Source organism: Leisingera daeponensis (assembly GCF_019801465.1).
Lineage (GTDB): Bacteria > Pseudomonadota > Alphaproteobacteria > Rhodobacterales > Rhodobacteraceae > Leisingera > Leisingera daeponensis_A.
In genome coordinates this window covers 1-9,986 of the sequence record NZ_JAHVJA010000031.1, presented here as the reverse complement: position 1 = coordinate 9,986, position 9,986 = coordinate 1, and the positions used below count along the sequence as shown (strand labels likewise).

General features: G+C 61.9%; 10 protein-coding genes and 2 pseudogenes. 5 read left to right on the top strand and 7 right to left on the bottom strand.

Annotation, left to right across the window (positions count from 1 at the left end):
- Window positions 1-242: ATP-binding protein (locus KUV26_RS23320; RefSeq protein ID WP_222510256.1), on the top strand; the 242-nt coding region annotated here is incomplete at its 5' end.
- Window positions 243-383: 141 nt separating this feature from the next.
- Here the strand turns inward: KUV26_RS23320 and KUV26_RS23315 are convergent.
- The 6 genes and pseudogenes from KUV26_RS23315 to KUV26_RS23290 form a co-directional block, all read right to left on the bottom strand.
- Window positions 384-659, bottom strand: a pseudogene (locus KUV26_RS23315) (DUF3419 family protein); the annotation flags it as partial.
- 15 nt (window positions 660-674) lie between these two features.
- Window positions 675-1,478 (bottom strand): UDP-2,3-diacylglucosamine diphosphatase, encoded by an 804-nt coding sequence (locus tag KUV26_RS23310; protein WP_222510255.1) that lies wholly within the window; start codon window positions 1,476-1,478, stop codon window positions 675-677.
- A gap of 94 nt (window positions 1,479-1,572) precedes the next feature.
- Complete coding sequence (locus KUV26_RS23305; RefSeq protein WP_222510254.1) at window positions 1,573-3,597, bottom strand: ABC transporter ATP-binding protein; 2,025 nt, start codon at window positions 3,595-3,597, stop codon at window positions 1,573-1,575.
- Between the two features lie 10 nt (window positions 3,598-3,607).
- Window positions 3,608-4,450, bottom strand: a complete 843-nt coding sequence (locus KUV26_RS23300) for an ABC transporter permease (RefSeq protein WP_222510253.1) — start codon at window positions 4,448-4,450, stop codon at window positions 3,608-3,610.
- A 1-nt stretch (window position 4,451) separates the two neighbouring features.
- On the bottom strand, window positions 4,452-5,402 hold the full coding sequence (locus tag KUV26_RS23295; RefSeq protein ID WP_222510252.1) for an ABC transporter permease: 951 nt from the start codon (window positions 5,400-5,402) through the stop codon (window positions 4,452-4,454).
- A gap of 96 nt (window positions 5,403-5,498) precedes the next feature.
- Window positions 5,499-6,995, bottom strand: coding sequence for an ABC transporter substrate-binding protein (locus tag KUV26_RS23290; protein WP_222510251.1), 1,497 nt, complete (start codon window positions 6,993-6,995; stop codon window positions 5,499-5,501).
- 279 nt (window positions 6,996-7,274) lie between these two features.
- Here KUV26_RS23290 and KUV26_RS23285 point away from each other — a divergent pair, with 279 nt between their 5' ends.
- The 4 genes from KUV26_RS23285 (at window position 7,275) to KUV26_RS23270 (ending at window position 9,450) form a co-directional block, all read left to right on the top strand.
- Window positions 7,275-8,165: a LysR family transcriptional regulator gene (locus tag KUV26_RS23285; protein WP_222510250.1), complete on the top strand. Its 891-nt coding sequence runs from the start codon at window positions 7,275-7,277 to the stop codon at window positions 8,163-8,165.
- Between the two features lie 137 nt (window positions 8,166-8,302).
- A complete protein-coding gene (locus KUV26_RS23280) occupies window positions 8,303-8,590 on the top strand; it encodes a hypothetical protein (protein ID WP_222510249.1) in 288 nt (95 codons plus the stop codon).
- Between the two features lie 8 nt (window positions 8,591-8,598).
- Window positions 8,599-8,832 (top strand): ATP-binding protein, encoded by a 234-nt coding sequence (locus tag KUV26_RS23840; protein WP_315900174.1) that lies wholly within the window; start codon window positions 8,599-8,601, stop codon window positions 8,830-8,832.
- Between the two features lie 117 nt (window positions 8,833-8,949).
- Complete coding sequence (locus KUV26_RS23270; RefSeq protein ID WP_222510248.1) at window positions 8,950-9,450, top strand: AEC family transporter; 501 nt, start codon at window positions 8,950-8,952, stop codon at window positions 9,448-9,450.
- A gap of 417 nt (window positions 9,451-9,867) precedes the next feature.
- Here the strand turns inward: KUV26_RS23270 and KUV26_RS23265 are convergent.
- Window positions 9,868-9,986: pseudogene (locus KUV26_RS23265) on the bottom strand (ATP-binding protein); the annotation flags it as partial.

The following is a 9,986-nucleotide window of genomic DNA, read 5'->3' as shown; positions in this document are numbered from 1 at the left end:
TCGGCTTCGTGCCTCTCAGTAAGACCGGCGCCGAGTTGCTCTTCGAACTGATCTCCCAGAGGTGCGAGCGCGGCTCCATCCTGATCACCTCGAACCTGCCGTTCGACGAATGGACGGAAAGCTTCGGATCAGAGCCCTTGACAGGCGCCTTGCTCGACCGCTTGACCCACCATGTCAGTATCTTGGAGATGAACGGCGACAGCTATCGGCTGGCACAGAGCAAGGCTCGCCAAAACTCCTGAACCAAGCCTGGACTTGGTCCTAACGGCCCAAGGCGCCTTGGCAACCGACAGCTATGTGGGGAGCGCGTTTGCCAAGGCGCCGGTCACGCCCAGACTGGCCGACTTTTGCTCCGCCCCGTGGCTGGATTTTGCGCCGCCGCTGACAGCTACATGGGCGGGTGACTGGTCGACGGCGGTCACTGAGGCCGGTCCCGCGGTCAAGTAGGACAGCACATTGCAGCTGCCCGATGCGATGCAGACCAGGTTGTCGCCCGGCGCGATTTCCAGCGCCTCCATGTCCACCACCGGATCCTCCCAGATCTGCAGGTAGACCAGCCCCAGAAACAGACAGGAAAACAGGCGTTCCAGCCGGCCAGTTGCGGCATCGCCTTGCTGCAGAACGGCAGCGTCCAGCTGCGCCTGGGCTGTGCTATTCATCGCTTATTGCCTTAGTCATACGTTTTCGAGTTGTTTCTGGCGGGTACGGGCACGCCGCGTGCGGACACGGTGGCGGGCTTCGCGGGCGGAGCGTTCCCAGTCGATCAGGGCCAGTCGGCCGCTGTTCAATTCCACGACCGCCGTGCAGCTCTCCACCCAGTCGCCGGTATTGACATAGGTGACGCCGTTCATGTCGCGGACCGCGGCGCTGTGGATATGGCCGCAGATCACCCCGTCATAGCCGCCGCGCCGGGCCTCTGCCGTCAGCACCTTTTCGTATTCGCTGATGAAGTTGACCGCTTTCTTGACCTGCTGCTTGGCCCATTTGGACAGCGACCAGTACTGGCCGCCCCACAGACTGCGCGCGCGGTTCAGCCGGGTGTTCAGCCACAGCATGAAATCATAGGCCCGGTCCCCCAAATGGGCGAGCCATTTAGCGTGCATCACGACCGAGTCAAACTGGTCACCATGGGTCACTACGTAGCGCTTGCCGTCGCTTGCGGTGAAATCGGCCGTGCTCAGCACCTCGATACCGCCGAAATGGGTGCCCAGGTAGGAGCGCAGGAATTCGTCGTGGTTGCCTGGGATCAGGTATATGCTGGCGCCGTCGTGCGCCTTGGCCAGCAGCGCCTGCACCACATCGTTATGGGCCTGCGGCCACAGGAAGCCTTTGCGCTTGATCCGCCAGGCGTCGATGATGTCGCCGACCAGGTAGTAGCTCTCGGCCTCATAGGTGTTCAGGAAATCCAGCAGCAGCTCTGCCTGGCAGCCCGGCGTGCCAAGATGAATATCCGACAGAAAGATCGTGCGGTATTTCATTTGGCACACTCCAGCTGAACTGCTTGCTGGACTGCCTAAAGCGTCAAGTTATCAGAACCATGACGCTTGTGAATCGGGCTTTTGACAGTTCTGGTCAGGCAAGCTCCGCCTCCAGGCGTTCACCGGCTTCCTGCAAATGCTGCGCCGGTATGTGGCAATGGATCACATGGCCTGCGTCGAGGACCTGCGGCAGCGGCGTCCTGGTATCGCAAACCGGACCAATCCGTTTTGTGCAGCGGCGTTGGAATGGGCAGCCGGTTGCGGGCGGGGCCATCTCGCTCATGTCATTGGCCAGCAGAACAGGAGCGGCATCCGGGTCCGGTTCCAGCACCGCGCCCATCAGGGTTTGGGTATAGGGGTGATAGGGCGGGGCATAGACCTGCTCCGCCGGGCCGATCTCGCAGATTCTGCCCTGGTAAAGCACCGCTACCCGGTCCGACACCGCGCGCACCACCGCCAGATCGTGGCTGACAAAGATATAAGAGCAGCCGTTCTCCCTTTGCAGCCGCGTAAGTAGCGCCAGCGCTGCCGCCTGCACTGACACATCCAGCGCGCTGGTCACCTCGTCGCACAGGGTGACTTCCGGATTGGCGGCAAAGGCGCGGGCAACGCCCACCCGCTGCTTTTCGCCGCCTGACAACTGTCTAGGAAAGCGCGACATGTAGCGCGCAGGCAAGCGCACCGCTTCCAAGAGCTCTTCGGCCCGCGCCTGCGCCTCTGCCCCCTTGAGGCCGAAGTATAGTTTCAGCGGCGCCATCAGAATTTCTCCGATGCTCTGTCGCGGGTTCAGCGAAGCGTCTGCGTTCTGGAAGATCATCTGCACTCGGCGAAGGGTCTCGCGATCGCGGCCCGCAACCGGCGCATTCAAGCTTTCGCCATCGCCCAGCGTGATGCCGCCCTTGCGGGTGCCTGCGAGGCCTGCGATGGCGCGCAGGATGGTGGATTTGCCGGAGCCGGATTCGCCGACCAGCCCCAGCGTCTCGCCCTTCTTTAGCACAAATCCGGCGCGGTCCACGGTGGGGGCGGGCTCCGGTTTCTTCAGCCATCGGTCCAGTAAGCCGGGCCTGCGATAGCTGACCGCCACGTCCTGCAGCTCCAGCGCGCGGGCATGCTGCACTTGCGGCACACGGCGGGTGCTGAGGTGTTCCGGCGCATGTTCGCCGGCGTAGGGGCAGCGCACCCGGCAATTGCCGCGGCGCTCCAGCGCCGGGATGCCGTCCTTGCACAGCGAGCGCACCTGCGGGCAGCGGTCCGCAAAGGCGCAGGCCGTCAGATCTGAGCCCACCGCAGGCGGCACGCCCGGCATCGAGGGCAGAATGCCCGGTTCCCCCAACCGCGGGATCGAGGCCAGCAGGCCGCGTGTATAGGGGTGGTTCGGCTCCCGCAGCACATCGCGGGTCGGGCCTTCCTCAACCAGCATGCCGGCATACATCACCGCCACCCGGTCGGCGACACGGGCGATCACGCCGAGGTCATGGCTGACATAGATCATCGCCACGCCCAGCTCCTTGGCGAGGGAGCGCAGGAATTCCAGGATATGCGCCTGGGTGGTCACATCCAGGCCGGTGGTCGGCTCATCCAGCAGCAGGGCCTTGGCGTTGCCTGCCAGCGCCATCGCTACGGCAGCACGCTGCTGCTGTCCGCCCGACAGCTCATGCGGGTAGCGTTCGGCGATATCCTCGGGGCTGGGCAGGCGCACGCGGTTCAACAGTTCCAGCACCTTAATACTGCGCTCCCCGGCACTCAGCGCGGTGTGCAGCTGCAACGCCTCATCGATCTGGCGGCCGATCTTCAGGGTCGGCGTCAGCGCCTGGCCTGCGTTCTGCGGGATCAGCGCGATGGAGGAGCCGCGCAGGCGTGTCCGCTGCTTCTCCGGCAATGCAAACATGTCGTTGCCGTCAAAGATCGCGCGGCCGCGGAATACTGTCAGGCCGGATTTTAGGTAGCCCATCATTGCTAGCGCGACGGTGGATTTGCCGGAACCACTCTCGCCGACGATGCCCAGGGTTTCGCCCGGGGCAAGTTCCAGCGACAGGCCGCGCAGGATCGGCGCTTGGCGCCCGTTCTTGGCAGTGAAACCCAAAGACAGGTCTTCGATCTTGATCAAAGGTTCGGTCATAACAAATCCCTCACACGGCAACAGCGGTTGCGCGGTCCAGGCCCAGGGCCTTACCCACGGCGTCCGCCAGTAGGTTGATCCCAATAATCAGCGAGCTCAGCGTCAGGCAGGGCCAGAACACACCCCAGGGGGCGGTGCTGAGCAGCCCGCGCTCCTGCGCCACCATCAGGCCCCAGTCGGGTGTCGGCGGGGTGGCCCCGAAGCCCAGGAACGATAGCGAGGAGAAGGCCAGCAGCATCCAGCTCCAGCGCATTGCGCCCTCGACAAGCAGGATGTCGGAGAGGTTGGGGAACATTTCGCGCGACAGGATCGGCCACAGTGCTTCGCCCCGGGCCTTGGCGGCGGTGACAAAGTCGCGGGCGGCCAGCTGCATCGCGGCACCGCGCACCACACGCAGAACGGCAACGCCGTAGAAGAAGCCCAGCGTCGGGATAATCGTCAGCGGCCCGGCGCCGCCGATCGAGATGATCAGCAAGAGGAACAGCAGCCAGGGCATCGAAAGGAAAGCATCGACAACGCGCATGGCGTATTCATCCACCCGCCCGCCGACGGTGCCAAAGAAGATACCGGCAAAGCCGCCCCAGAGCGTGGCAATCACGGCGGCGGTGAACGTGACGGCAATCGCCAGCCGCCCGCCGTAGACCACGCGCGAGAAGACATCGCGGCCCAGTGTGTCGGTGCCCATGAGGTGGCTGGCATTGGGCGCCAGCAGGATGGTGTCGGCGTTCTGCGCGGTTGGGTCGAACGGCGCGATCCAGGGCGCCAGCAGCGCCAGTGCCAGATGGAACAGAGTAAGGCCAAGGCCAAGCGCGCCGGAGGGTTTCGACGCAATTGTTGCAAGCAGTTTCAGCATGTCAGTGCCCTTTTCTGCGCAAGCGCGGGTCCAGGGCAAGCGCGGCGAGGTCCGCGGCCAGGTTCACGCCCACATAGATCACCGAGAAGATCAGCGCGATTGCCTGAACCAGCGGCAAGTCGCGGTCAAAGATCGCCTGGATCATCAGCGTTCCAAGCCCGGGGTAGTTGAAGACTTTTTCGACCACGACCACACCAGCCAGCAGCCAGGCGACGGTAAGCGCGATCACGTTGAGCGCTGGGATCATTGCGTTCGGCACCACGTGTTTCCAGATGATCTGGCGCTCCGGCACGCCCTTAAGCCGCGCCATCTGCACATAATCCGAGGCCATCACGTCAATCACCGAGGCGCGCATCATCCGCATGATGTGGGCGACCAGAACCGCGCTCAGCACCAGCACCGGTAGAACGATATTGGGCAGCATTTGCATGAATCCCGCACCGGGTGAGACGATTGTGACCGCGGGGAACCACTGCAGCACGATGGCAAAGACATAGATCAGCGCGGTGGCGGTCACGAACTCGGGGATCGTCATCGCCAGCATCGCCGCCCCTGATAAGGAAAGGTCCAGCGACCTGTCCCGCCTGACGCCCGCGGCGATGCCGAGAAAAATAGCAAAGGGTATCGCCAGCAGCGCCGCCAACCCGCCCAGTAGAGCGGTGTTGCGGAAGCGTTCCCAGATCAGCTCATTGATCGGTTTGCGCTTTTTCAAGGAGTAACCGAAGTCGCCTTGCACGGCACCCGCCACCCAGTCGCCGTAGCGCACCATTGCGGGGCGCTCCAGTCCCTGCTGCTCGATGCAGCGCTCAAGCCGCGGACCCTGGGCAAACCGCTGCAAGAAGGAGGTGCAGACATTGCCGGGCAGCGCCTCGACCGCAGCAAACATGACTATTGAGACAAAACCGATGGTGAAGGCCGCAAAGCCGAAGCGGCGTAGGATCAGGGATGGCATGGGTTGGCCTTTTGCAGGAAAGAATGAGGCGCGGCCTGTTTTTTGAGGGGCAGGCTGCGCCAGTTGAAAGGGGGGAGATGCCCTTTGGGTTATGGATCAGGAGCCGGACCCGTTCTTGGTCACGTCTTCATAGCGGATCGAGAAGCCCTCGACCGGCGGCAGGCCGCCAATTTTGGAAGACAGGACGCGGGTGATGTTCAGGTGAACCGGAATGAAGGATCCGCCGGTTTCCCACAGCTCATCCTGCAGCTCGCCGTACAGCTCTTTGCGCTTGCCGAAGTCCAGTTCGGAGCGGGCCGCGCCCAGCTTGGCGTCAAAGTCGGCGGAGTTCCATGCGGTCTCGTTCCAAGCTGCACCGGAGCGGTAAGCTTCGTTCAGGATCTGATCCGCCGGGCGCTGCGACCAGCCAGTGGCAAAGAAGGCTTCCTTCATCCAGACGTCACCCCAGTAACCGTCTGCCGGCGCCGGAACCAGTTCGATCTCAATGCCTGCGTCCTTGGCCTGGTTCTGCAGAACCTCGGCCAACTTCACGGCACCTTCCGAGATGTCGGAGACGAACAGTTCAACCTTCAGGCCGTTCGCGTAACCGGCCTCAGCCAGCAGCGCCTTGGCGCCGTCCACGTCGCGGCTGCAGTCGATCTCCTTGCGGTACTGGTCGCCGGTCCAGACCGGGTGGTCGCAGGAAACAATGTAGCCGCCCTTGCCGTAAACCAGCTTGCCCAGGGCATCGCGGTCGGCGGACAAACGGATCGCCTTGCGGACGCGCGGGTCGTTGAACGGTGCTTCCTGGGTGTTCATCACCAGGCCGACCCAGCGGCCCGACGGCACCGACTGGACGGTGAAGTTCGGGTTGTTTGCAAACAGCGGAACCTGCTCGGCGGAGACCGAGTAGACCAGATCGATTTGACCGGCCTGCAGGGCTGCAACGCGCGCGTCCTGATCGGCGATGGCAATCAGTTCCAGATTTTCCACGCCGGCCTTGCTGCCATAGTAGTTTTCAAACCGCTTCATGGTGGTGGTGCCCAGAGCGTCCAGATCCACCAGCTCAAACGGGCCGGTCCCGTTGCCGCTTTCGCACAGAACATCCAGGTCGCCGCCGCAGGTTTCCGCGTCCAGCATCTTGATCCGGTAGTCCATGGTCAGCAGCGGAAAGTCCGCATGGCTGTCCTTAAGAACGACTTTGACGGTCAGCGGATCAACAACGTCGACATGGTCAATGATCCCCATCACACCTTTAGTCGGGCTATCGATGGTCTCGGACTGGGTGCGCATCAGCGAGAAGGCAACGTCCTCAGCAGTGAAGGCATTGCCGTTGTGGAAGGTCACGTCCGGGCGCAGCTTGAAGGTCCATTCCTTGGCATCCGGAGTGGCCGACCATTCCAATGCCAGATCCGGCGAGGGGCGGCCGTCTTCGCCCTGGCGGACCAAGCGGGAATAGACGTTCTGGATGGCTTCATAGAACCGCTGCGGAGAGATCGGGTCCATCGACTCCGCCCCCCCAAAGCCCAGTTCGTGTGGGATGCGCAGGGTTTCGGCGGTGGCGGCGGTGCTGGCCAGAGCGATGGCAGCAGAAAGCAAAAGCGACTTTTTCATGGGTCTACCTTGGGCGAGGCCCGCTGGAATGAGTGGTGGCGTGATTGCCTGCCGCCGGAATTGCCAGATTGGGTGAAAGAATTGTGACGCCGGGGAAGGCATGATCCGCCGGAGCTACCCCGGATTTGCCGCGATGCCTTGTTTTCAAGGTGTTGGAGAAGAAGGCCGGGGCCGCGGGGGCGGAATCTTTACAAAAGTTTCACGGGCAGCCCCTGCAATTTTGTGCTTAACCACCCGTATTCTCATAGTCATGCCACAAAAAACTAATAGGACAGCGGGATGCGGCACAGCTCGAATCTTAATCTGGGCTGGCTTTCGGCCTTTGATGCCGCGGCGAGACATCTGAACTTCACCAAGGCGGCTCAGGAACTCGGGCTTTCCCAAGGGGCGGTGTCGCTGCAGATTCAAAAACTGGAAAAGGCGTTGAGCGCGAGCCTGTTTGAACGGCGGGGGCGGCATGTGGTGCTGACCGATGAAGGTTATGCCTACCATCCGCATGTGCAGGAGGCGCTGGAAGCGCTCTCCCAGACAACGTCCAGGATGTTCTCCCGGCAAACCCGCAACAACGTTTCCATCGCGTGCTATTCCCCGGCCTTTGTCGAGTTCTGCCTGACCCCGCTGATACCGGACATGATGCGGGACATCCCGGATCTGGAGCTGACGCTGACCATTGACTACCAGGCCAATTACACGCGCTTTGACAAGGATGATCTGGTGATCGGATACGGGTCGGGAGATGCCGCGAGCTTCGTGCCCTTGGTGCAGGAAACTGTGACGGCAGTTTGCACCCCGGCCTATCTGGAACAGCATGGCGGCAAATGGGGGAAGTGTGTGCTGATTGAATGTGCCGGCCCGCGTGTGGCCTGGCCCCAGTGGTGTGCAGCAACAGGAATAGCCGGCCCGCTCGACGGAAGGGTTGTCGAGGTCAATTCCCTGGCTGCCGCGATACGGCTGGCCCGCGCCGGGGCCGGAGTTTCGCTTGCGGCCAAACCATTCATCTCAGAGGACTTGCAGAAGGGCGCATTGGTCGAGGCTTTCGCGGGAAAATGCTTGCCAGGCAAGATGCACGGCTTTGCCACTCAGCAACTGGAGAATGCCCGGCCCATAGCCAAGCGGGTTGCCCGCTGGCTGCTGGAGCGGTCAGGGCGCAGTCTTCCCTGCTACCTCTGACGGGCCCGTGGGCTGACCGGATGGCGTGGTTTACCTTGGCGAGCAGAGCTGGTCACAGGTTTGAGGTCGTCGATCGGACATCCAAGCTGGTTAGCCTTGCGAGGGAAGAGGCCCAAACATGCGCAGCATTCGTTTGCGTGGAGAATGACGTCGTCATGGGGGCAATCACGCACCAGCAACTGGCGCTTTTTATGACAAACAAAGCGTCAGAAATAGATGGCATGATCGATTTGAATGACCACACCATCTCCGACATCTTGGATAGTCCTGCAGTCGCGGATGGCTTTCGGACAATGCCGGCAGGTTCACCGTTCTTTGATGCCGTCAAAGTGCTGAAAGAACCGAAGACCCGTGTCGTCGTCGCCGTGAACCCAGATGATGGAGCGCCTGTTGGAGTAATACTGCGGGCCCACGGGCGATACTGATTGACAGGTTGGTCGAGATTTCGTGTTCCGTTGGATTGCGTCCAACGGCGTCAATCAGCGAACGACGGCTTCTGGGAAGCCGCACCGCCGCGTCGGATGCGCTGCTCAATGTCCGCAAAAGCTTCGGATCAGAGCCCTTGACAGGCGCCTTGCTCGACCGCTTGACCCACCATGTCAGTATCTTGGAGATGAACGGCGACAGCTATCGGCTGGCACAGAGCAAGGCTCGCCAAAACTCCTGAACCAAGCCTGGACTTGGTCCTAACGGCCCAAGGCGCCTTGGCAACCGACAGCTATGTGGGGAGCGCGTTTGCCAAGGCGCCGGTCACGCCCAGACTGGCCGACTTTTGCTCCGCCCCGTGGCTGGATTTTGCGCCGCCGCTGACAGGCGCACGGCAGGCAGCAAGGCAATTCGGAGTTTTCTGCGCAATCCGCTGGTCGTGGCCGTGGCGTTAGCGCTGGCACTTAAATTCACAGGCCTGACGTTTCCAGGCGGAATTTCGCAGACGATAAAGATGGTTGCATCGATCGCGCCGGTCGTTGCCCTATTTGTTGTTGGGGGGATCATCGCTCAGTTCAACGTCAGCCCGATGTGGCGGCGCACAGCCGCAATCGTGGTCGGCAAGCTGGTTCTGCACCCGGCTCTGGTGTTCGTGGTGTTGAGTGTTCTGCTGGGCCCAGCTGACCCCTTCGTACTGACGGCTATGCTGATTGCCGCGGTTCCCATGCTGTCCATCTACCTCGTGCTCGGAGCGGCACATGGAGTTGAACAGGTCTGCGCGACTGCTCTTGTAACGTCCACTGTCGCCTCATTCGTGACGGTCAGCGCGTTAATTTGGGTGATGCGGAGCTACGCTTAGGGCAGAAACTCAAGAATGAGGTTACGGCTAGGTGGGGCTCAAGTGAGATCGCGTTGCAGGTCACTACCTAACGGGATCAGCCTGGTTGCACTTGCGGTGAATGGTCGGTCTGGTGAAGCAGCACTGCAGAGTTTGGCGATGCAATGAACAGCAGCCAAGAGCCGACCTTTCTCGCGCAATTTCGCTGCGGCTGAAAAGTACTTCACCTGCTTGATCGGTAAAGAGGGCTCGTTGCAGCCCTTCGCTGACTTTCGCAGCCAAGGGTCCAAAAACCGTCCGCAGGAGCGACCGCTAAGCCGGGCGGAGCTGCCATTCGATGCGGGTGGAGCGTTGATCGGGAGCAGCGGCAGCTGTGCGCAGGGTAGCTGCCGTTCCGCCTGAGGGCGCCACGACCAGCATGTCCGTCAATTCCGGCCCTTCCGTCCATTCGTCGAACGGCAGGTTCGAGGTGATCAGGATGGAGCCGCGCTCGCACCTCTGGGAGATCAGTTCGAAGAGCAACTCGGCGCCGGTCTTACTGAGAGGCACGAAGCCGA

What these genes read in the sequence shown, in the direction of transcription:
- KUV26_RS23290 (WP_222510251.1), bottom strand. Translation starts at nt 6,995, where the DNA reads ATGAAAAAGTCGCTTTTGCTTTCTGCTGCCATCGCTCTGGCCAGCACC.
- KUV26_RS23300 (WP_222510253.1), bottom strand. Translation starts at nt 4,450, where the DNA reads ATGCTGAAACTGCTTGCAACAATTGCGTCGAAACCCTCCGGCGCGCTT.
- KUV26_RS23285 (WP_222510250.1), top strand. Translation starts at nt 7,275, where the DNA reads ATGCGGCACAGCTCGAATCTTAATCTGGGCTGGCTTTCGGCCTTTGAT.
- KUV26_RS23295 (WP_222510252.1), bottom strand. Translation starts at nt 5,402, where the DNA reads ATGCCATCCCTGATCCTACGCCGCTTCGGCTTTGCGGCCTTCACCATC.
- KUV26_RS23310 (WP_222510255.1), bottom strand. Translation starts at nt 1,478, where the DNA reads ATGAAATACCGCACGATCTTTCTGTCGGATATTCATCTTGGCACGCCG.
- KUV26_RS23305 (WP_222510254.1), bottom strand. Translation starts at nt 3,597, where the DNA reads ATGACCGAACCTTTGATCAAGATCGAAGACCTGTCTTTGGGTTTCACT.